Raw genomic sequence first — 21,404 nt, 5'->3', positions numbered from 1 at the left:
ACGAAGGGATTTACAAAATGAGCAACGTAATCGACTTGGTGGACCAGGTCCATTTTCTCGGCGAGAAAGCGACTGGAACCAGCAATGTGCTGCAGTGCTTCTGGCTCTATGACCGCCCCATCGACATCGAAGGTTTGCGGCGGTTCCATCACCGTCTGGGGCGTGGGCGACTGGCCCGCCGCATCGAACAGTCACCAATACCCTTCGGCCGGCATCGCTGGGTCATGCCCGACCGGTTGTCCGACCTTGAGATCGTCGAGTGCGCTCGTCCCCGCGAGGAATTCGACGCCTGGCTGGACGACCAGGCCGGCACCACTCTGGATTCCGAGCACGGACCCGAATGGCACCTCGCTGTTCTCCCGTTCACCGACGGCGGCGCGGGGATCAGCTTCGTCATCTCACATTGCCTCACCGACGGCGTCGGGCTCTGCGAGGCATTGGCCGATGCGGCTGTTGGTCGCGACGACGTGATCGCCTGGCCCGCCGCGCTTTCGCGCCCGCGATGGCGGGCAATTGGCGAGGACGTCCGCCAAACCAGGCGAGACATCCCCGGTATCGGCCGCGCCGTCGTCGCCGCGGCACTGACGCGAAGGCGTCGCCGACGTGGTGACGGATCGGACACTGCGCCACCCAGCGGGCCGCGCTTGCGCTTCGTCGGAGCTGATGAAGCCGTAAACCTCCCAACGGCAACTGTTTTTGTCGACGCCGCGGAGTGGGACACGCGCGCTCTGGCGCTCGGAGGAACGAGCAACACGTTGCTCGCGGGATTGGCGGCGCGCCTCGCTCAGCGAATGGGGCGGGTCACGGCAGACGGTTCGGCCGTTCTGGCAATACCCGTAAATGACCGCGCCCCCGGCGATACCCGCGCCAACGCAATCACAGGTATCGATATCACCGTCGACCCGGCACCCGCGGCGACGGACCTTCGCGAGATCCGGTCTGCAACCAAACACGCGTTGATCCGCCGCCAGGAGGTCCCCGACGAGCGGTTCGCGCTACTGCCGATCGTCCCGCTGCTACCAAAGTGGTTGGTAAGGAGAATGATCAGCGTGGCCGTCGGTAGTGTGGCTACAGGATCGTCCAACCTCGGTGCCGTGAGCCCAGCCGCCAACCGGCCGGACGGCACGGACGCCGACTGGTTCGCCATGAAGATGCGCTACCCCAGCATGACCAAGGCGACGATGCACCATACCGGCGGACTGCTCAATTTGCTTTCCGGAAGAACGCGCGGGCAGGTTTTCGTCTCGGTCGTGGCATATCGGCCGGATGGATCGAATGATGAACTACGGCAGATTATTTCGCAGACACTGAGGGAATTTTCGCTCAGCTCCACGATGAACTGGCGACACCTTGAACCAGTGACCGCGCTCCTCGGACGCCGGTAAGGGCCTGCCCAAAAGCGGCCGACCCTTTGACCCTCCCCACGCATACGAATGAAGGTTGCCATGGCCACACAATCTATTAACTCCGGGATACCGGCACGCATCGAAGCCTTTTCGGTGCTGGGTCGCATTGTCGCGCGTGCCCCGTGGCTGGTTATCGCAGCCTGGCTCGCCGCGGTCGGCGTGCTGGCCGTGGCCTTCCCACCGTTGACGAAGGTGGTGGAAAGCCAGCCAATGCAGGCACTTCCGGCCGACGACATGGTGGCAGCAGACCAGATGGCCAAAGATTTCGGTGAATCCGCACAGAACATCCTGATCATCGTGCTTACCGATAACAACCGCCCGCAATCCGGCGATGAGGCGGACTATGCCAAGTTGGCTGCCACATTGCGTGCCGACACCCGCGATGTGGCCGGCGTGCACGACATTGTCACCACACCCGCTTTGCGTCCCTCAATGGTCAGCGCTGACGGCAAGGCGGTCTATCTGGCGGTCGACCTCAGGGCGCCCGCGGGCTCCCCGGAGTCCTCGCAGGCCTATCAGCGGATCACACAAGTCGCCAAACGCTCTGTCGCGGGCTCCTCGTTGACAGCGGAGGTGACCGGTCAGGCCGCCATCGTCGGGGACATGTCAATCGTGAGTGCCCACGATATGCACATGATCGAACTCGCCACCGCCGTCTTGGTGCTCACCATCCTTTCGGTGATTTACCGACGACCGATCAGCGTGTTGCTGCCTTTGGTCACTATCGGAATTTCGGTGACGGCGGCCCAGGGCGTGGTGTCCATGCTGAGTCGGCTCGGGTTAGGGGTGTCAGCGCCGACGATCGCGTTGATGACCGCGATGATCGTCGGCGCCGGAACCGATTACGCCGTGTTCTTGATCAGTCGCTACCACGAGTACATCCGCTCGGGGGCGGACTCCGACCTGGCGGTGCAGAAGGCATTGAGCTCGATCGGCAAGGTCATCGCAGGCTCAGCGGCCACCGTCGCCATCACCTTTCTTGGCATGGTCTTCACGCGCCTACCCGCGTTCACAACTGTCGGTCCGGCGCTCGCTGTTTCGATCGCGATCGCCTTTCTTGCCGCGATCACATTGTTGCCCGCCATACTCGTGCTCGCGGGTCGGCGCGGTTGGGTGACGCCACGTAGCGCGCTCACCGGTCGGCTGTGGCAGAGGTCGGGTGCCCTGATCGTTCGCCGGCCCAAACTGCATCTACTGATCAGTCTGGCGGTGTTGATCGTGCTGGCCTGCTGCACCGCCTTCTTGTCGCCCACCTTCAACGACCGCATGCAATTACCGCAATCGGCGCAGAGCAACATCGGCTTCGCGACGATGCAACGTCACTTCGCGACCAGCGCGCTTCTGCAGCAATACATCTACGTGCGCTCACCACGTGACCTGCGCACCCCACAAGCTTTGGCCGACTTGGAGCAAATGGCCCAACGCGTTTCCCAGCTGCCCGATATCGCGGCAGTGCGTGGTGTCACGCGACCCAACGGTCAACCGCTCGATCAGATCAAACTCAGCTTTCAAGCCGGGCAGGTCGGCAGCAACCTGGAAGGCGTCTCGACACAGGTCTCCGGCAGGAGCAACGACCTCGACGCACTGACTGCCGGCGCCGACAAACTTGCGGCAAGTCTCGCCCAGGTTCGCGACCAAACCCGCAGTGCCAGTGGGTCCACGATGCAGCTCGGTACCACCTTGAACCAGGTGCAGCAGCAGCTGGCCGCGGCAGCCCAGCTCTTGGACACGATGCGTGGACTGGTGAACACCGGGTCCGCCTCGGCGCCGGGCGCCGCTGCCCTCGCCGTGGCCGGCCCCATGCTCGACGCTTTGAACGCCAGTCCGCAATGCAACGCCAACCCGGCCTGCGCTGCTGGCCGCGCCCAGCTCCAACAACTAGCCCAGGCACAGAGCGGTCCGTTTACTGCGCAGATAGTCCTTGTGGTGCAAAGGCTTCAGACGGCGATGCGGCGGCTGAGTAGCCTGCTGGCGGCCGCAGGCAACGCCAATGTGTCGCAACGGCTGGCGCACCTGCAGGAAGGAGCCGATGCGCTCGCCGGTGGGAGCCAGCGGCTGGATCAAGGGGTCCGTGCACTCGTCGACCAGACCAAGAAGATGGGTGTCGGAATGAACCAGGCGGCCGATCTGCTGCTGTCGATGAACCGCGATGCCTCGCGAAACTCCATGGCGGGCATGTACATTCCACCCAAGGTGATCACCTCGAATGACTTCAAGAACGCCGCGAAGATGTTCCTCTCAACCGATGGGCATTCGGCGCGGTTCATCATCGAAACGAAATTCGACCCGTTCAGCACAGCCGCGATGGACCAGGTGGCATCGATCCTCGGTACTGCCCGCGGCGCGCAGCCCAACACCACACTCTCGGATGCGTCGATATCGGTGATCGGCACGACGGCGATGTACAGCGCAATGCGTAGCTACTACAACGACGATGTTCGGCTGATCGTCGTCGTGACGCTTCTGGTTGTCTTCCTCACCCTCGTTGCGCTGCTCCGTGCGATCGTCGCTCCGCTGTACCTTATTGCCTCCGTGGTGATCTCGTTCCTGTCGGCCTTGGGTGTAGGGGTCGTCTTGTTCCAGTTCGTGCTCCATCAGGCTATCTATTGGAACGTTCCGGCAATGGCGTTCATCGTGCTGGTCGCCGTCGGAGCGGACTATAACCTGCTGTTGATCACGCGGATTCGCGAAGAATCGGCCGTTGGCGTCCGCAGCGGCGTCATCCGTGCCGTTCGTTCGACGGGCGGTGTCATCACCTCGGCTGGAATCATCTTCGCCGCGTCGATGTTCGGCCTCTTGTTCGGCAGCCTGACGTCCATGGTGCAAACCGGCGTCATCATCGGTGTGGGCCTGTTGGTCGACACGTTCGTGGTGCGCACCATCACGGTGCCGGCTCTTGCGGCAATGCTCGGGCGGGCGAACTGGTGGCCCGCCAAGGCGATCGCCGCGCCGGGGGGTGCACGTGGTTCGGCGAAACCGTGGTCAGGCAACCACTAGCGCGGTAGACGCATTCTTCCGTTGCCGCCCGCGACGAATTCCTGCTCGGGTCGTCCCGTGGTGCCGTAGCGCAGGCCTACGGTGACGTCGCCGGTGGTGGCCAGCGCTGCCAGGTAGCGTTGGGCGGTTGCCCGTGAGATCCCGATCGCCGCGGAAACTTCCGCCGCCGACATCGGCTTCTCCGACTTTCGCAAAGCCTGCAGCACGAGCTGTTTGGTGGAGGCGGCGGCTATCGTGGCCGGCTGTGGGGGAGTAATCCTGGGGCGCAACGCATCCAGTGCCGCGTCTACGTCGCCGGAGCTCAGATTGGGGCTGGCCAGGATTCTGCGGTATCGCGCATAGCCCGATAGCCGCGCGGCGAGATCCGTGGTCGAGAACGGTTTGACGAGATAGCTCAGCGCCCCTGCCGACATGGCTGCCCGGATGGTGACCGCCTCGGTAGCTGCCGTCAATACCATGCTGTCGCCGTGCAATTCCCGAACGAAGTCGATTCCGGACCCGTCGGGCAGGTAGACGTCGACCAGCGCAAGGTCGACGGCGTCGGCCTTGCGCGCGGCCTCGAGCGTGTTGACGGTCGCGGTCACCGTGAAGCCGGCGAGCATTTTGACGACCTCGGCGTGCATATTGGCGACGCGGAAGTCGTCATCGACTACTAGCACCGTCAGGTCTGCGTCACCCATTGGGCCTCCTCAACCATCACGCCCGGCAGCCGGGCGATGAACTCCGCGCCGTGCAGCTGCGACTCCGTCGTGCCGGGGCTGGCCAGCCACAGATCGCCACCGAGGGAGCGGCTGATCTGGCGCGACAACGCGAGCCCAATACCCCGGCCGCCGGGTATGCCAGAATCCGGTTTGGTCGTCGTGCCCTCGGTGAATAATTCGTCGACAAACTCGGGCGCGACGCCGTCGCCGCTGTCGACCACCGTGACATGCAGCGTCGAACCATCTTGCAACAGCTCAACTTCCACCTCCCTGGTCGCGCTGTCGCTCAACCGGGCGGCGTCGATGGCGTTGTCCAGCAGGTTGCCCACCACGGTGGTGACGTCGACTGGCAGCACCAGCCGACCGGCGACCCAGGTGTTCTCGCCGATCGTCAGCGTCACACCGGCTTCGCGCGCCGCCGCGGCCTTGGCCGCCAAAAATGCCTGCAGGTAGGCGTCACGGATGGAGTCGATGCCCGGTAGCGCGGATCCCAACGGGCCAGATCCGAGGAGCTCTTCTAGATACTGCAACCCCTCGTCGAGGTGACCGCCGTGTAGCAGTCCGTTCAGCAGGTGCAGACGGTTGGCGAACTCGTGGCGCTGGGCACGCAGCACGGTGCTCATCACCTGCACCGCGTCGAGTTGCCGGGTCAGTGATTCGACGTCGGTTCTGTCCCGCACCACCAACACGGTTCCCAGCTCGCGTCCTTCGCGCGATACCGGTCGTGCGGAGACCACCACGATGCGTTCACCGACATTAGCCAGCGTTGGCGCCGAATTCGCCGCCTTGAAGACGTCGAGAACCCTTGGGGTCAAACCGATCTCGTCAACCTGTCGGCCTATTTCTTTACCAATCTCGAGAAGTCGGCACGCCTCGTCGTTGACGAAGGTGGTATGCCAGGACGTGTCGGCCGCTAGCACGCCCTCGCCGATGCCTTGCAGCACCGCCGCCTGGCTGCGCACCAGCTCGATAATCTCGGCCGGCCGCAAACCCAGTGTCAGTCCTCGCCACCGCCGGGCCAGCATCACCGAGCCGGCGACACCGACCAGCAGCAGAACACCTGCCATCGCGGCCAGCACGCGCAGGTTGGTCGAGAACTCGTCGTCGAATGCCTTGGTGGAGATGCCGACCGAGACGATGCCCAGCACCCGACCATCCGGCTGCTGCACGGGAACTTTCGCGACTATCACCACGCCGACAACCGTCGGTTCTTGGGCGGTCTGCTCGTGACCGGCCAGCGCCTGGGTGAAGTCGCCGACCACCGGGTGGCCCAACATGTCCCGCTCGGGCGCCGCCAGCCTAATGCTGTGGGTGTTGGCGACCACGACGAACAGCACGTGTGTGCGCTCCTGTACCCGCGACGCGATGCCTTGGATCGGGCCGCTCGCCAATTCGTCGACGAATCGCGGGCTGGGGGTCGGCGGCGCCGCGTCGTATTGAGAAATGTTGTTCAATACGGTCGGCGCGGAGGCCACCACACGGGCGATATCCAACGCGTGGACGACGTACTGGACGGTCAACCGGTGTCGGTTGTACCCGGCGAACAACCCGAACGCGACGATCAATGCCAGCGTCACGACGACGAGCTGCACCAGCAGTACCTGGGTGCCCAGTCGCAGGTCGATGCGGCCTTTGGCGGCCATGGAAAGACCCTACCGCGCCCATGAGCAAAATGCGCGAAAGTCCACAATCGTCGGGCGGATGGGCAGTCCGGGTCGAATGTAGCTGGACGACATCGCTTCCCGACTCAACGCTGCAAAACGTCAAGCATCAGCCGAAGTAATGCACGGCTGACTCGCCGCGTATTGCGAATCAGGATGGCGGAGCACGTCAGCGGCCCATCGCCGCTGAATCCCCGGCGCGGGCCAGTAAGTGTCCGATGTCGTTGAGATGTGTGTCTCGCCACGTTGGTTCCACTCCCCGTCCGGTCGGCGTGGCCGAGCGGTGATCCCTATTCGGCGCCCGACAGCGGCGCGCGCAGGGGGCGGGGTGTCGCGCTATCCCGGGATCGATATGCCGTGGTTAACGCGGCGGTGGCCGACCACAGTGGGTTTCGGGGTTCAACGTCCCCGACGAAGTCCTAGATGTGTGGAGAGTCGACATGGCAAGTACGGCATTGGATATTGAAGTTCCGGAGCTGAGCGGGAAACTGGCGCTGGTCACCGGTGCTAGCGACGGTCTGGGATTGGGGTTAGCGCAGCGGCTCGCCGCAGCGGGTGCCGAGGTGATCATGCCGGTCCGCAACGAACAGAAAGGTGCTACCGCCGTGGCGGGAATCCAACGCGACGTTCCCGGAGCGAAAGTGTCGACGCGCCGGCTGGACCTGGCCTCACTGCGATCGGTTACCGACCTGGCCGCCCGGCTCACCTCCGAGGGCCGACCAATCCACATTCTGATCAACAACGCCGGAGTCATGACACCACCGGAGCGCCGCGTCACCGCCGACGGGCTGGAATTGCAGTTCGCCACCAACCACCTCGGCCATTTCGCGCTGGCCGCCCAGATCCTGCCATTGCTACAGGAGGGTCGGGCGAGGGTGACCACGCAGTCCAGCATCGCCGCGGCCCAGCACGGCATCCACTGGGACGATCTGCAATGGGCCGACAGCTACTCGAAGTCTTCGTCGTACTCGTCGTCGAAGATCGCGGTGTCGCTGTTCGGGATGGAGCTCCACCGCCGCAGCACCACCCACGGGTGGGGAATCACCAGCAACGTCGCCCATCCCGGGGTCGCCGCCACCAACCTGTTGGCGTCGCACCCAGAAATGGGCCGCGACGGCGACACTCTCTCGGTCCGCGCCATCCGTGCCTTCGCCCGCAGGGGGATGCTGGTCGGGACCGCCGAGACGGGAATGCTGCCGGCGCTGTACGCGGCCACCAATCGGGACGCGCGTGGCGCGAAACTGTATGGCCCCGACGGCTTCCTGCATCTGCGGGGGCTACCGGCCGAGCAGAAGCCGTTCCGCTACATCGCCGATGAGCGGGCGGCGCGACGCATCTGGGCGGTCTCCGAGGAACTGGCCGGTGTGTCTTTTCCGGCCTAACCAGTCCCCGACGCGTGGCCACGGGTGTTGGGTGAGGTGATGGATCGCCAACAGTTAGCCGAGTTCCTGCGCGCCCGCCGCCACGCGCTGCAACCCGAAGACGTCGGCCTGATCCGGGGCCGCCGGCGGCGCACGGCAGGTCTGCGCCGGGAGGAAGTTGCCGCGCTCAGTGACATGTCTGCCGATTACTACAGCCGGCTGGAACAGCAACGCGGTCCGCGCCCGTCGGCGGGGATGCTGGCCGCACTGGCCCGTGGTTTGCGGCTGTCGCTGACCGAACGCGATCATCTTTTTGGGTTGGCCGGCTACGCGCCACCCTCCCGATCCCCGAGCGGCGGTGCTCACGTCAGCCCCGGCCTGATGCGGATCTTCGACAGACTCGCTGATACTCCGGCCGAAATCGTCACTGCTGTAGGGGAAACGCTGGCCCAAACACCGGCTGCGGTGGCGTTGGTCGGTGACCACACCCACTATGCCGGGTTGCAGCGCAGCATCGTCTACCGCTGGTTCACCCAGCCCGATACGCGTGCCCGCTACCCGGCCGACGATCACGACATGCTCTCCCGGTTCTTCACCGCCGGACTGCGAGCCGCGTACTCCGACCCCGCGACACGAACCCAGGCGACCGCGATCGTGTCAGCCCTAACCCAGCACAGCCCCGAATTCACCCAGCTGTGGGACCGCCACGACGTCGATGTCCCGCACGAACACACCAAGCGTCTGCTGCACCCCGAACTCGGGCCGCTGGAAGTGCAGTGCCAAGTGCTCATCGACCCCGAGCAGAAGCATTCGCTGCTGGTCTACACCGCAACACCCGGCACCGAAAGCCACACCAACCTGCGACTACTCACCGTCATCGGCGACCAGACCCTGACGAAGTAATTGCCGTCTGCAGCGGCCCGACGATCGCAAACTCACGCGCTGCCGTGCGCTGAGGTCGAATCGTTGACTCTCCCGCTGGGGGATGAGGTGAGGGTGAACGGCATGAGCCCGAAGCGCCGACCAGAGAGGAGCGACGCAGAGTAGGGCGATCGCCCGGAAAACGCGCTGACCTGCGACACCACATTGGTGCCCCCGGCAGGATTCGAACCTGCGACACCGGCTTTAGGAGAGCCGTGCTCTATCCCCTGAGCTACGAGGGCGGACGGGCCAGAGCTTACCGTGACGGCAGGCCCGGGCCCGATGACCGCGACTGCGGTCAGCGCAGTTCCGCGATCACCTTCGAGAAGTTGGCGAGGTTGTTGTCCTGCACCGTGAAGGACGAGACGCCGTACTTTTCCCGGTATGCCGACAACGTGTCGGCGATCTCGCGGGGGGAGCCGCTAAGCACCGAAGGCTGGGACAGGATCTCCTCATCGGACAGCTCCGGCGAGTAGCTGCGGGTCAGCTTCAGGTCGGGCTCGGTTTCGCCGTCGCGCGGCATCGCCGTGATCGCCAGATTCAGCTCGAGTGAGTCGAACCGGTCGCCGGCGGCATTACGGACGAAGTCGACACGTTCGGCGAACGGGTCGTCGACGGCGCGGACCTTGGAGCCGGTCAGCCCGATGATGTCGGCATTGTGGGCCGCGATGGTCAGCACCCGGTCACCGTTGCCGGCGATGATCAACGGCGTCGACGGGTGGTGTTCCTTCAAATACTTCGTCATGTGCTCGAGGTAATCGACCCGGGCACCAGCGCTGGGATACGGAATCTCCGCGGCCTCGAACTCTTCTCGGACATAGCCGGTGCCGAGCCCGATCTCGAGGCGGCCGTCGCTGAGCAGGTCCAGCCCCTGCATGTCCCGGCTGAGCAGGGCCGGTTTGTAGAACGCGGAATTGAGCACATACATGCTCAGCCGCAGCGTCGTGGTAACCATCGCGACCGCGGTTAGGGTCGGGAAAGGCGCCGCTGCGCCCAAATGGTCTGGCACACAAAGAATGTCGAAGCCAGCGTCTTCAGCGCGCTTTGCCTTGTCGAGGAGTGCCTCGCGCGACTTGAAGAACCGCATACTCATACCAAATCGAAAATCCTTGGCCACCAACAACCTCCGTTAAACGAGTTAGGAACAATTACCAGGAGCGAGCCGCGGCCGCCAAACCCTGCACCAGGGCGGAGCTGACCGAAGACAGGCCATCAGGTCCCGGCAGCGGGCTGCGCGGGCTGAGACCCCTGACGCGAACGGACAATTCGAGTTGTGTTCCGCCTTCGCGTACCCGGTTGACCGGGTTGTCAGGATGTAACCCCCGTAGTTCGAGCGGAATGTCGTCGAGGTCGGTGACGACCTGATAGCCGCTCAGCTGAATATGTCTGGCGAGGTGGGCGGCCAGCGTGCGATTGCGGCCTCCGGCCAGCAATTGCGTACTGCGCCCGATGCGGCCGTATCCGTGCAGCGAGACCGCGACGTCGACGTGGTCGAGGAATTCGGCGAGCCGCGGCGACTCGGCGGGGTCGAACCGCGCCGACGGCAAGTGATGCGGGTAGCGGTCGGGATGGCGCAACAGGTATACCGACGCGCCGGCGGCCTCGGCCGCGCGGTCGGCGATGACGTCGGTCATCTCTTCGAGGCCGCCGCCGTGGATGGCCAAGAAGCCGAAACGGGACCGCAGCTGACTGACCTCGAGCACCCCGGGCTGCATCAGCAGCTCCGAAAGTGATTGTGGCCCAGGCCCGGACGCCGATCTCGCCGACGCCGGACGAGGCCAGCGCGTGGGATCCCAGCGCCGCAAGAAGTCGATCCAGCGTTGCGGAAGCCCGTGATGGACCGCGCCGTCGATGATGGTCGGCAGGTAGCCGGGCCGCGGCGGACCCGGAGTCACCCGGTGGTCGATGTAGACCCAGGCCGGCGACGGGCCGTCGTCGGTGTGCACGGTCAACTCATCGCGCCGGTAGCGCACCGGAACACCCTCGGCGCTGTCCAGCGTGGTCAGGTCGTGATCGGAGACTTGCCAGAGCACCCCGTGTACGAGATTGCCGGCGAATGGTTCGACGGTCGCCACGCCGCGCTCGTTGATCAGCCAATCGTGATCGGACAGTATCGCCGGCCGCGGATCAGTCGCGTCGGGACAGCGCCGCGCCATCTGTCTAACGCACAGGTTGGACCCATATGCGAAGTAGGAATGCCGGCGCGCCTGCATTCAGCGGCTCACCGTCAGACAAATCGGCACCCGGTGAGCCTATGTGCTTCGCATAGCTATGTAAAACGAGGTCCGAAATGTCGGCGCCGGCAGCTACGGGCAGTAGGTAGTAACGGCGAGGTTCACCATGGAGGTGACGTCGCCGAAATTGATGCCGCGCGGGCCCAAGGTGTTGTGGACGTCGTCTGCAATCTGTTGTGACGACCAGCCATTCCACCGATCAGCACAAATGTGGTGTGCCATCAACAGGATGTCGCCGTCCTCGTTCGGCGGCCACGTGAATCCAAGGGCGCGCATCTGCGCCAGGAACGCGGGATCGGCGGCATCGGCAGCCGCGACCGAAGCGGTGGACACCAGGGCGACGCCAACCATGAGGGGGGCGGCGAGTCTGCCCAGCCAGCGGGATGAAGGCATTTGATGCTTTCCCTTCCGTCTTCACGTTAAAGGCCGCGTAAGTGTGCGAGTCCAAAGCGGCGCAAACATGAAGAATAGTGAAAGAGAAGGGAAAAGTTATGAAGTACCGAATTGGTGCTTTGGGGGCGCCGGCGCACGCTAGGGACCTGGCGATCGAATCGCCCAGACGTGGTGACCACGCAGTAACGCGGCGTCAGACCCGTGGGCTGCCTGGGGTGACGGAGGACGCCGACAAGCTCGACCCGAGGATTCCGGCAAGAAGTCGGACTAGACACTTCCGCAGTGGCCGTCCGCTAGCACCGATGGCCGGCTTCTTCCGAGGTTTTCCACGGCATCTCGCTCGCTACGATGGCGTTTCGTGGGTTGTCGCCAGGACCTCGGGTCCGTACTTGGCGGCGATGAGAGTCCAAGGGTCGGCATAGGGTCCGCGTCGCTCGATCCGACGCTGGGCAGCGAGAGCGATGCGCAGGGCCGGCCGCAGCGCCGGACCCAGTGCGCGCAGCAGCACCCGAACGGGTCGGCTTTGGGACTCGGCGACCCACGCGACCGTTTGTGGCCAGTCATGGCGGTGGTAATCGAGCAGAGCTTGAGATTCGGTGGTGTCGAACCATCCGGTGAAGCCCCAGCCGCGATCGTCCTGGCGGTTACCCGGCAGACTGGCTCCGGGGCCGAGGCGCCCGATCCCGACCGCTTCGAAGATGTCGTCTTCGACGTCGCGGTGCTCGTGCAGGTGTGTCTCGTCGCCGGCGATAAGCAACGTTTTGCTGTCGATGATGTCACCGCGGTCGACGGCGTTGGCGAAAGCCAGCGCCGCATCACGCGCGTCGATGGTGTGCAGCCTAGTGTCGCCGGGCGTCGCACGCATCAACAGCAGGTAATCGCTGTTGAGATTCGCCGCGCCGTCGGGAGAGATGATCCCGCCCAGCCGAAGCAGCGCATACGGCAGAGCGCTGGCCTGAATCACGGCTTCCGCGAGCACTTTATCTTCACCGTATTGGTCGATCGGGTTCACGGGCGTTTGTGCGGTGATGCGTTCGGGATAGCGGTAGGGGTTACGTGACCCATACACCGCGGCGCTGGAGGCGAATACCACCAGCGGTGGTACGGATAGGGACTCGGCGGCCCGCACCAGATTGGTGGTGCCCTCGACGTTGACGCGCCTGGCCAGTCGCGGATTGCGGTAGGACGGTGGGGAGTACATCCCGGCCAGGTGGACGATGGCGCTGGGTTCCTGCTCGGCGATCAGGTCGGCCATGAACGCTGCGTCGAGCAGATCGGCATAAACGGTCTTCAGCGTGCCTGGGTGCTTACCGCGACCAAGCTTGTCGGCGATGGCTACCACGGTGTCAGTACGCAGATCCGTAGCGATTACGGTGCGTCCACGCGATAGCAGTATCTCGGTGCAGCGTTTGCCCACCTGGCCGAACGCCCCTGTGATGAGGACGGGGTTGCTCACTTCGTGCGTTTCCGCACCAGGGCACCCGCGGCATCGCGCAGCCGTTTAGGAACCCGCAAGGTAAACACGGGATTGAAGATGTCTTCCCGAAGCCGCGTTAACTTGGAACTCTTGATGTACCAACGCCCGTCGATCTTCTCGTAGGTCTCGTGATAGTGACCGTAGCCCTGCAGGTTCAGCCCCGGCGCCAGGCACACCACGTCGTTTAGCGCCCAGACGCCGGTGGCCGTAGTGGCAGAGGTCAGCTCGATCTCGGGAGCATGCACCTGGTGCACCGTGGGTTGAGAGGGCTTCCCGATATGCCCGCGCGTGTAGGCGACGAACGCATCAGCCCCGGCGACCACGTCACCGCCGGATTCAGAAGTGTCGCTGAGGAAATCGTCAGCGAAAATGGTGCGCCACGCATCCCAATCCTTGGTGTCCAGGTGCCGGCAGTAGCGAGCCTTCAACTGCTTGATCGCTTCGACCTCATGGAGGCCCTCGACGTCGCGGAAATTCGACGCGGCGGCGTCACCGGCCTTGGAGGAGTTCATGTTTGCCCTTCGGATGCAAAACGACATCGCGCCGCGTATGTTGACTATTCAATTTGATTGATTGGTTATACGAAACATAGAGAAGAACGTCGACGGAGTCAACGGCACCGTTCATGGCAGCATGTCAGTTGAGCGATAGCATTTTTTCGTATAGTCAACATCCTTGCCGCAGGAGTTACTCGTGACCAGTTCATCTCCGCCGACCCGGCGGGTGGTAGACATCATCGAGCTGCTCGCCGAACGCCGCGGCAGCACAACACGACTCAGCGATATCGTGCACACCTTAGGCCTCAACCAGGCGACGGCCTATGTGATCCTCAAAGAACTCGACGAGAAGGGCTGGGTCACCCGTAACCCTGCCGATAAGACATTCTCTGTGGGCGCTGCGCTGGTCAGGCTGGCCGGGCGGATTGATCAGTCCCCGTCCATCGCACACGCCGCCCGGGCGGCGGCATCAGCTGCCGCGGCAGACACCGGCTATGCGACGTCGGTGTCCGAGCGCGTCGGCGACTCGCTCGTCATCACCGCCTTCATCGCAGGATGCGACGACCAATGGAGCCTCTCGACGGGTGATCGGCTACCGTTCGCCGCCCCGTTCGGTCCGGCGTACGCGGCATGGGAGCCTGCTGACGAGCGTCGTGTTTGGATCGAGCGCAGCGGAGTAAACAGTCCCGCCTTCCAGGCGCGGCTCGAGGAACACCTGGAGGAGACCCGTAACCAAGGGTTCAGCGTGGAACGCATGAGCCCGGATATCGCATCGGCCGTCCCCGTTATGACCAGACTTCAGATGGATGCGCGGTCCGACTCCGTGCGCGATCACCTCAACGAAGTGCTCCTAGAAATTACTTGTGCCCCAAGGGTTTCAGGGAAGCCGGGAAGCCGTCAGCGGGAGTACGTCGGGGCGGTCACGGCACCGATCTTCGACCAAGTCGGTCGCGTCACACACAACATCTGCGTGCATCCCTTCAGGTCCCTCTCATCGCGGGACGTCGAACAGATAGGTCGGCGCCTCCGCCGGGCTGCCCGCGCAGTGGGTACGCAGGCCGGCTGACGTGGCCTCCAAGGGGCGCCATCGGGTTTGGCGCAGGTGGAAGATGCACCTAGAGCTACTTTTTAGTGGCCCTTCACGGTTAGATAGATCAGCACCACGTTCAGCACGCTCACCAGTAACGCGACCGCCCAGCCGATGACCGTGGTGATCGGGTGGTTGGTGTCGCTGCCCATCAGCTTGCGGTTGCTGGTGAGCCGGACCAGCGGCAGCACCGCGAACGGAATTCCGAACGACAGCACGACCTGAGAGATGACCAGTGAGCGGGTCGGGTCGAAACCGAGGGCCAGGATCGCGATGGCCGGGCACAGCGTGATCAAGCGGCGCGCCAGCATGGGTATCGACCGGTGCAGCAATCCCTGCATGATCATGGCGCCGGCGTAAGCGCCCACCGAGGACGACGCCAAGCCCGAGGCGAGCAGGCCGATCGCGAACAGCACGGCGATCGTCGGCCCCAACGTGGCGTGGATCGCGGCGTACGCGCCGTCGATGGATCCGGTTTCTTCGCGGCCCAGCAGGTTGATCGCGGCAATCAGCAGCATCGCCGCGTTCACCGTCCCGGCGACGGTCATCGCCAGCACCACATCCAGGCGCGTGACGCGAAGCAGCCAGCGTCGGTCCGGGCCGGGCTCCGGGTGTCCGTGCCGATCCAGGACCAGGCCCGAGTGCATGTACACCGCGTGCGGCATCACCGTGGCGCCCAGGATGGCGGCGGCCAGCAGCACGCTTTCGGCGCCGTGGAAACGCGGCACCAATCCGCCGAGCACGGCGCCGGGCGGGGGCGTGGCGACGAAGAAACTCGCCGCGAAACCGACGGCGATGACGAGCAGCAAGCCGGTGATGACGCGCTCGAAAAGGATTTGTCCTCGACGGTCCCTGATCGCCAACAGCAGCAACGAGATGACCCCGGTGATCAACCCGCCGAGCGCTAGTGGCAAACCGAACAGGATGCGCAGGGCAATCGCCCCGCCGATGACTTCGGCCAGATCGGTTGCTATCGCGACGATTTCAGCCTGCGCCCAGAAGGTCAGCCGGGCCGGCCGGCTCATCTGCCTGCCGATCGCCGAGGGCAGCGAGCGCCCGGTCACCAGCCCGAGTTTCGCCGACAGAAATTGCACCAGGCCGGCCATGATGTTGGCCGCGACAATGACCCACAGCAGCAGATATCCGAACTGTGTGCCCGAGCTGACGTTGGCCGCGACGTTTCCCGGATCGACGTAAGCGATCGCGGCGACGAATGCCGGCCCAAGCAGATACCAGCTTGACTTCAACGAGGCCCGGGTGTCCTGCGCCAACTAACCCATCCTCGATCCGCGGTGCCGAATAAAAAAGTTAGGGTAACCGACATTGCCCGAGAGAGAAACTGCGCCTACGCCGCGCCGATGCTCCCGCCGCCGTCCACTCGGACAATTTGGCCCGTCATGTAGCCGGCATCCTCGTGCAACAACATGCAGATCACGTGGGCAATCTCGGCGGGGGTGCCGACGCGGCCCAGAGGGATGCGCTCGAGGACGCGTGCTTCGCGCTCGGATCCCACCGGGCTGCGTTCCCGGTACATTTCGGTCTCGATCGGCCCCGGCGCCACCGCATTCACCGTGATGCCCGACGACGCGAGCTCACCGGCCCAGATGCGGGTGACGGTCTCCACTGCGCCCTTCGCGGCAGCGTACGGAGTTCGTTCGGCGACGCCGAGCGTCGTCAGGCTGCTGAGGTTGACGATGCGGCCCCACCCCGCCTCGACCATGCCGGGCAGCGCCGCTTGTACCACCTGCACCGCGGTACGAACGTTCACGTCGTAGGTGGGCCACAGGTCGTCCAGGTCGACCGACCCGATGTGACCGAACCGAGCCAGGCCGACGTTGTTCACCACCGCGTCGACCGGGCCTTCGGTGACGACCGCGTCGAGGGCCGCCGCGGTCGCGTCCCGATCGCCGAGGTCGACCTCGACGAATAGCCCGGGGAAATCGGACGGCGCCGTCCGGGCCAGCCCGACGACGTCATACCCGTCTTGGGCCGCACGATCGGCGACCGCACGGCCAATACCCTTGGATGCTCCGGTGATCAGCACTCGTCGATTCGCCATAGAAAGGGCAACACCGAAATGAGCGCGTTTCATGCCGCGCGTTCGATCACTCGGGCAGGTAAAGCCCCTTGCCGGTGATCAGCGGCAGGTCGAGGGTCGTGACGATACCCGGCGGGGCGGCCACCACCGCGGGGATCGCATTGACCACCCGCATCGCGGTGGCTACCAGGCCGGCGTGGTTGTGGTCGCCGTTGGGGCTGCCCAGGCAGACATCAATGGCGTAGGACGGCTCGCCGGTGATCTCGATGCGATACGAACCGCCCTCCTGGGCAGGCTGCGGCCACTCGGGGCACAGGTCCTCGCGCAGCCGCGTAACGTGTTCCAGCACCACGGCGGGCTTCCCGTTGACCATGCCGAACACCTCGAACCGGAGCGCCGCGGCGGTGCCCTTGGCGATGTGCCCCGAGGCGATCTCGAAGTCCTCGGGCGCCGGTATGCGGACGTGAGTCTGGGTGACCTCGTCCAACGCAATGCCCAGGCCCGCCGCCATTTGCCGGATTACCGATCCCCACGCCAAGCTCAACACACCGGGCTGCAGCAGCATCGGGATATCGTCCATCGGCTTACCGAATCCCATGACGTCGAACATGACCGCGGCGCTGTCGTAGGTCGCGTAGTCGACGATCTCCATACACCGAATCTGCTGGATGCTCTGACAGGTGCCGGCGAGGGCCAGTGGTAGCAGGTCGTTAGCAAAGCCGGGATCGATACCGTTGACGTAGAGGCTCGAATGGCCTTCGCGCGCAGCATCTTCCAGCGGCTTTATCAGCTCGTCGGGAATCACCGCCCAGGGATACTGCAAAAAGACCGGGCCGCTGCCGACAATGTTGATCCCGGCGGCCAGGACGCGGCGGTAGTCCTCCAGGGCCTCGGGCAGCCGGTTGTCGGCCAGTGCGTTGTACACCGCGCACTGCGGTCCGGTGGCAAGCACGGCTTCCAGGTCGGTGCTGGCCAGCACGCCGGTCGAATCCGCAAGTCCGGCAAGTGATGCCGCGTCTTTGCCGGCTTTGGAATCCGATGACACCCAGACGCCGGTGAGCTCGAATTCGGGGTTGGTGATAAGCGCCTTCAGCGCGTGGACACCGACATTGCCGGTGCCCAATTGAACGACGGGAATGGGCATGAGGGGCTCCTTAGCGGTCGGTGGTCACAGATCCGGGACGGGGATGTCCAGATTCGGGTAGGTGAGGCCACCGTCGACCTCGAGCGTCTTGCCGGTCAGGAAGCTACCGGCCGGCGATGCCAAATAGACTGCCGCGGCGGCAATGTCGACAGGGTCGCCGAGGCGGCGCATGGGTGTCACCTTCTCCATCGGCTTGCGCAGATCGTCGTTGGAGGCCACCACGTCAAGCGCTGAGGTCAGGATGGAGCCGGGGGCGATCGCGTTGACCCTGATGCGCGGGCACAGGTCCAGCGCCGCCAGCCGGGTGTAGTGCGACAGCGCGGCTTTGGCGGTGCCGTAGGCAGCGAAGCCGCGTCCGGCCAACCGGCCCATCGTCGACGTGATGTTGATGATGCTGCCTTCGCCGGAGTGCTCGAGCATCAACGGCGCCGCGGCAAGGGTCAGCGCGTGGGCGGTGGCGACGTTAAAGGTGAATGCGTCCCTGAGATCTTTCGTCGAGGTGGTGAGCAGCGTGTTGGGCATGGTCCCGCCGACGTTGTTCACGACGATGTCCAGTTTCCCGAAGGCCTCGACGGCCTGCTCCGCCAGCTTCGCGGTGGCGTCCGGATGAGCCAGGTCGGCCGCGACGGTGTGGGCTCGGCGACCCGCGGCGCGGACCTCTTCGGCAACGGCCTCTAGTTGGGATTCCGTGCGCGAGGCGATGAGGACATCGGCGCCGGCTTCGGCAAACGCCACCGCGATGGCCGCCCCGAGCCCGCGGCCGCCACCAGTGATGACGGCGACTTTATCGTCGAGACGGAACCTGTCAAGGATCATTACGGCCTCTCTTCGTTGAGTTGACGGCCGAAACGGAAACAAGACTGACCGTCTCGGATCGCGGCATTTCTGGAACAGGTTCTAGTTTGGCATATGGCACCTCCGATCCGTCGCCCGCATGCCGCGTCGGTGTTACCGCTCGGGGGATCGCCAGGGCAATTGCAAACCGCGGTGACGGCCTGCGACGATGGCTGGCGAGTTTGCCGATCATCGCCTCGTTCGTACCGTCGAAGGATTGAATTGAGAATCAACCGAATTGGTGCCATCTCGTGCGTTCTGGCTGCTGGTCTATTGGTGTTGTCGGCATGCGGCAATGATGACAACGCAAGCGGTGGAAATACGACAACCTCGACGTCATCGGTGAAGGTAGGCTGCGGTGGCGCAAGAACGCTGAAGGCGAGCGGTTCGACAGCCCAGGCGAACGCGATGACACGTTTCGTCAAGGCCTACGAGCAGGCGTGCCCGGGCCACGCGGTGAACTACACCCCCAATGGGTCGGGCGCGGGAATTGGCGAATTCACGGGCAACCAAACTGATTTCGCTGGTTCGGACTCGACCCTGGCGCCCAGCGACTACGCCGCCGCCGAGCACCGCTGCGGCTCGCCGGCGTGGGAACTGCCGGTGGTGTTCGGACCGATCGCGATCACCTACAACGTCAACGGGTTGAGTTCGCTGACCCTCGACGGCCCGACCATAGCGAAGATCTTCAACGGCGGCGTTACCAAATGGAATGATCTCGCGATCCAGGAGCTCAATCCGGGTGTGAGCCTGCCCGCCGAGCCGATCCAGGTTGTGTTTCGCAGCGACGAGTCGGGGACTACCGACAACTTCCAGAAGTATCTCGAGGCCGCTTCCGAAGGCGCGTGGGGTAGGGGCGCCGGAAAGAAGTTCAACGGCGGTGTCGGTGAGGGCGCCAAGGGCAACGACGGTAGCGCCGCGGCCGTCAAAGCCAACGACGGATCCATCAGCTACAACGAATGGTCGTTCGCCAGGGCGCAACACCTGGGCATGGCCAAGATCGTCACATCGGCCGGTCCGGACTCGGTGTCGATCGGCGCCGATTCGGTGGGCAAGACGATCGCCACCGCTTCCATCGTCGGGCAGGGCAACGACCTGGCGCTCGACACGATTTCGTTCTATCGCCCGAATCAGGCCGGGGCGTACCCAATCGTGCTGACGACGTATGAGGTTGTGTGCTCGAAGTATCCCGATCCCGAGGTCGGTGCCGCCGTAAAGGCGTTCCTGCAGAGCATTATCGGTGCCGGCCAGAATGGCTTGGTGGACAACGGATATGTTCCCGTTCCGGATGCATTCATGTCGCGATTGTCGGCCGCGGTCAACGCAATCTCGTGATTCTAGGCTGTTCGAATTCTGCGCTGGCGAGGGGGTGGCGTCACGTCATCGAGCGGTGGCGGCGACGACAAATTTTGCCGAACGTTAACCTGTTTTTACTGTAGCTTCCCGGTCGCGAGGATGACGGTTGGTTTTGTAAGCTGCGGCTAGTGCTGCGGTGTTCAATCGCAAAGGTGAGGAACTGAATTGAAACTCAACCGGTTTGGCGGCTTTCTCGGCGTGCTCGCTGCTGGAACATTCGTTATCTCGGGATGTGGCAGTGACAACAACGCCGGCGGCAGCAGCCCGACAACGGGTGCGCCGTCGGGCAAGGTGACCTGCGGTGGCACCAAGACGTTGAAGGCCAGTGGTTCGACAGCTCAGGCGAACGCGATGACGCGGTTTGTTAAGGCGTTCGAACAGGCCTGCCCGGGTCAAACGTTGAACTACACGCCCAACGGGTCGGGCGCCGGTATTCACGAATTCACCGGTAACCAAACCGATTTCGGGGGATCAGACTCGCCGTTGAGTCACGATGAGTACGCGGCCGCACAACAGCGCTGCGGCGGCGCGCAGGCGTGGAACTTGCCCACCGTTTTCGGCCCGATCGCGGTCACCTTCAACATCAACGCAGTGACTTCGCTGAACCTCGACGGCCCGACCCTGGCGAGGATCTTCAACGGCGGTATCACCTCGTGGAACGATCCCGCGATCCAGGCGCTCAATGCCGGCACGACTTTGCCGGGCGAGCCGATACACGTCGTATTCCGCAGCGACGAGTCCGGGACTACGGATAACTTCCAGAAGTATCTCGACGCCGCTTCGAAAGGCGCGTGGGGTAAGGGCGCCGGAAAGAAGTTCAACGGCGGTGTCGGTGAGGGCGCCAAGGGCAACGACGGCACCAGCGCGGCCGTCAAAAGCACCGAGGGATCGGTTACCTACAACGAATGGTCGTTCGCCCAGGCGCAACACCTGAACATGGCCAAGGTCGTCACCACGGCGGGTCCGGACCCGGTAGCGATCAGTACCGACTCGGTGGGCAAGACGATCGCCGGAGCATCGATCGTCGGGCAGGGCAACGACCTGGTCCTCGACACGATTTCGTTCTATCGGCCGGGCCAGGCCGGGGCGTACCCGATCGTGTTGGCGACGTATGAGGTTGTGTGCTCGAAGTATCCCGACTCCCAGGTGGGCGCCGCGGTGAAGGCGTTCCTGCAGAGCGCCATCGGTGCTGGCCAAAATGGTTTGGCGGACAACGGATATATTCCCATTCCGGACGCGTTCGGGTCGAGGTTGTCGGCCGCGGTCAACGCCATCTCGTGACCTGAGATCGTGGTAT

General features: G+C 64.2%; 18 protein-coding genes and 1 tRNA gene. 7 read left to right on the top strand and 12 right to left on the bottom strand.

Annotation, left to right across the window (positions count from 1 at the left end):
* Positions 1 to 17 precede the first annotated feature (17 nt).
* A complete protein-coding gene (locus tag OK015_RS25390) occupies positions 18 to 1,385 on the top strand; it encodes a hypothetical protein (protein ID WP_268127270.1) in 1,368 nt (455 codons plus the stop codon).
* 60 nt (positions 1,386 to 1,445) lie between these two features.
* Positions 1,446 to 4,403, top strand: a complete 2,958-nt coding sequence (locus OK015_RS25385) for an MMPL/RND family transporter (protein ID WP_268127268.1) — start codon at positions 1,446 to 1,448, stop codon at positions 4,401 to 4,403.
* Here OK015_RS25385 and OK015_RS25380 read toward each other — a convergent pair.
* Together OK015_RS25380 and OK015_RS25375 are read right to left on the bottom strand one after the other, a co-directional pair.
* Positions 4,400 to 5,083, bottom strand: a complete 684-nt coding sequence (locus tag OK015_RS25380) for a response regulator (RefSeq protein ID WP_268127265.1) — start codon at positions 5,081 to 5,083, stop codon at positions 4,400 to 4,402. The genes OK015_RS25385 and OK015_RS25380 overlap by 4 nt on opposite strands.
* Positions 5,065 to 6,747: a sensor histidine kinase gene (locus tag OK015_RS25375; RefSeq protein WP_268127263.1), complete on the bottom strand. Its 1,683-nt coding sequence runs from the start codon at positions 6,745 to 6,747 to the stop codon at positions 5,065 to 5,067. The genes OK015_RS25380 and OK015_RS25375 overlap by 19 nt, the downstream gene beginning before the upstream one ends.
* A 458-nt stretch (positions 6,748 to 7,205) precedes the next feature.
* Here OK015_RS25375 and OK015_RS25370 point away from each other — a divergent pair, with 458 nt between their 5' ends.
* The gene (locus OK015_RS25370; RefSeq protein ID WP_268127261.1) at positions 7,206 to 8,147 is read left to right on the top strand and encodes an SDR family oxidoreductase; all 942 of its coding nucleotides are present in this window, start codon (positions 7,206 to 7,208) and stop codon (positions 8,145 to 8,147) included.
* Positions 8,148 to 8,183: 36 nt separating this feature from the next.
* Positions 8,184 to 9,029, top strand: coding sequence for a helix-turn-helix transcriptional regulator (locus tag OK015_RS25365; protein WP_268127259.1), 846 nt, complete (start codon positions 8,184 to 8,186; stop codon positions 9,027 to 9,029).
* A 184-nt stretch (positions 9,030 to 9,213) separates the two neighbouring features.
* Here OK015_RS25365 and OK015_RS25360 read toward each other — a convergent pair.
* The 6 genes from OK015_RS25360 to OK015_RS25335 form a co-directional block, all read right to left on the bottom strand.
* Positions 9,214 to 9,289: transfer RNA gene (locus OK015_RS25360), tRNA-Arg, on the bottom strand.
* A 56-nt stretch (positions 9,290 to 9,345) separates the two neighbouring features.
* On the bottom strand, positions 9,346 to 10,170 hold the full coding sequence (locus tag OK015_RS25355) for an LLM class F420-dependent oxidoreductase (RefSeq protein WP_268127256.1): 825 nt from the start codon (positions 10,168 to 10,170) through the stop codon (positions 9,346 to 9,348).
* Positions 10,171 to 10,195: 25 nt separating this feature from the next.
* Entirely contained in the window at positions 10,196 to 11,260 is a 1,065-nt protein-coding gene (locus OK015_RS25350) for a poly-gamma-glutamate hydrolase family protein (RefSeq protein ID WP_268127255.1), read from the bottom strand.
* Between the two features lie 93 nt (positions 11,261 to 11,353).
* The gene (locus OK015_RS25345; protein WP_268127254.1) at positions 11,354 to 11,674 is read right to left on the bottom strand and encodes a DUF732 domain-containing protein; all 321 of its coding nucleotides are present in this window, start codon (positions 11,672 to 11,674) and stop codon (positions 11,354 to 11,356) included.
* Positions 11,675 to 12,017: 343 nt separating this feature from the next.
* Positions 12,018 to 13,130: an NAD-dependent epimerase/dehydratase family protein gene (locus tag OK015_RS25340; RefSeq protein WP_268127253.1), complete on the bottom strand. Its 1,113-nt coding sequence runs from the start codon at positions 13,128 to 13,130 to the stop codon at positions 12,018 to 12,020.
* Positions 13,127 to 13,663 carry a nuclear transport factor 2 family protein gene (locus tag OK015_RS25335; protein ID WP_268127252.1) on the bottom strand — a complete coding sequence of 179 codons (537 nt, stop codon included), beginning with the start codon at positions 13,661 to 13,663 and terminating at the stop codon, positions 13,127 to 13,129. The genes OK015_RS25340 and OK015_RS25335 overlap by 4 nt, the downstream gene beginning before the upstream one ends.
* 181 nt (positions 13,664 to 13,844) lie before the next feature.
* On the opposite strand from OK015_RS25335, the gene OK015_RS25330 reads away from it, so the two are divergent.
* Positions 13,845 to 14,714, top strand: coding sequence for a helix-turn-helix domain-containing protein (locus tag OK015_RS25330; protein WP_268127250.1), 870 nt, complete (start codon positions 13,845 to 13,847; stop codon positions 14,712 to 14,714).
* 62 nt (positions 14,715 to 14,776) lie between these two features.
* Here the strand turns inward: OK015_RS25330 and OK015_RS25325 are convergent, their stop codons facing one another.
* The 4 genes from OK015_RS25325 to OK015_RS25310 form a co-directional block, all read right to left on the bottom strand.
* Positions 14,777 to 16,006 carry an Nramp family divalent metal transporter gene (locus OK015_RS25325; RefSeq protein ID WP_268127248.1) on the bottom strand — a complete coding sequence of 410 codons (1,230 nt, stop codon included), beginning with the start codon at positions 16,004 to 16,006 and terminating at the stop codon, positions 14,777 to 14,779.
* Between the two features lie 74 nt (positions 16,007 to 16,080).
* Complete coding sequence (locus tag OK015_RS25320; RefSeq protein ID WP_268127246.1) at positions 16,081 to 16,794, bottom strand: SDR family oxidoreductase; 714 nt, start codon at positions 16,792 to 16,794, stop codon at positions 16,081 to 16,083.
* Between the two features lie 46 nt (positions 16,795 to 16,840).
* The gene (locus tag OK015_RS25315) at positions 16,841 to 17,917 is read right to left on the bottom strand and encodes an NAD(P)H-dependent amine dehydrogenase family protein (RefSeq protein ID WP_268127243.1); all 1,077 of its coding nucleotides are present in this window, start codon (positions 17,915 to 17,917) and stop codon (positions 16,841 to 16,843) included.
* A 24-nt stretch (positions 17,918 to 17,941) separates the two neighbouring features.
* Positions 17,942 to 18,733 carry an SDR family oxidoreductase gene (locus tag OK015_RS25310; RefSeq protein ID WP_268127241.1) on the bottom strand — a complete coding sequence of 264 codons (792 nt, stop codon included), beginning with the start codon at positions 18,731 to 18,733 and terminating at the stop codon, positions 17,942 to 17,944.
* 240 nt (positions 18,734 to 18,973) lie between these two features.
* Here OK015_RS25310 and pstS (OK015_RS25305) point away from each other — a divergent pair, with 240 nt between their 5' ends.
* Positions 18,974 to 20,086: a phosphate ABC transporter substrate-binding protein PstS gene (gene pstS, locus OK015_RS25305; RefSeq protein WP_268127239.1), complete on the top strand. Its 1,113-nt coding sequence runs from the start codon at positions 18,974 to 18,976 to the stop codon at positions 20,084 to 20,086.
* Positions 20,087 to 20,272: 186 nt separating this feature from the next.
* Complete coding sequence (gene pstS / locus OK015_RS25300) at positions 20,273 to 21,388, top strand: phosphate ABC transporter substrate-binding protein PstS (protein WP_268127238.1); 1,116 nt, start codon at positions 20,273 to 20,275, stop codon at positions 21,386 to 21,388.
* Positions 21,389 to 21,404 lie beyond the last annotated feature (16 nt).

The sequence above is a fragment of the Mycobacterium sp. Aquia_216 genome (genome assembly GCF_026723865.1).
Taxonomy (GTDB): domain Bacteria; phylum Actinomycetota; class Actinomycetes; order Mycobacteriales; family Mycobacteriaceae; genus Mycobacterium.
Note: the sequence above shows the minus strand (reverse complement) of the source record. Positions and strands in the feature narration are given on the sequence as shown.

Bases quoted from the DNA above. Each gene is read 5' to 3' on its own strand.
- OK015_RS25320 (WP_268127246.1), bottom strand. From the start codon at position 16,794: ATGGCGAATCGACGAGTGCTGATCACCGGAGCATCCAAGGGTATTGGC.
- OK015_RS25390 (WP_268127270.1), top strand. From the start codon at position 18: ATGAGCAACGTAATCGACTTGGTGGACCAGGTCCATTTTCTCGGCGAG.
- OK015_RS25375 (WP_268127263.1), bottom strand. From the start codon at position 6,747: ATGGCCGCCAAAGGCCGCATCGACCTGCGACTGGGCACCCAGGTACTG.
- OK015_RS25335 (WP_268127252.1), bottom strand. From the start codon at position 13,663: ATGAACTCCTCCAAGGCCGGTGACGCCGCCGCGTCGAATTTCCGCGAC.
- OK015_RS25370 (WP_268127261.1), top strand. From the start codon at position 7,206: ATGGCAAGTACGGCATTGGATATTGAAGTTCCGGAGCTGAGCGGGAAA.
- OK015_RS25350 (WP_268127255.1), bottom strand. From the start codon at position 11,260: ATGCAGGCGCGCCGGCATTCCTACTTCGCATATGGGTCCAACCTGTGC.
- OK015_RS25380 (WP_268127265.1), bottom strand. From the start codon at position 5,083: ATGGGTGACGCAGACCTGACGGTGCTAGTAGTCGATGACGACTTCCGC.
- OK015_RS25385 (WP_268127268.1), top strand. From the start codon at position 1,446: ATGGCCACACAATCTATTAACTCCGGGATACCGGCACGCATCGAAGCC.
- OK015_RS25345 (WP_268127254.1), bottom strand. From the start codon at position 11,674: ATGCCTTCATCCCGCTGGCTGGGCAGACTCGCCGCCCCCCTCATGGTT.
- OK015_RS25310 (WP_268127241.1), bottom strand. From the start codon at position 18,733: ATGATCCTTGACAGGTTCCGTCTCGACGATAAAGTCGCCGTCATCACT.
- OK015_RS25315 (WP_268127243.1), bottom strand. From the start codon at position 17,917: ATGCCCATTCCCGTCGTTCAATTGGGCACCGGCAATGTCGGTGTCCAC.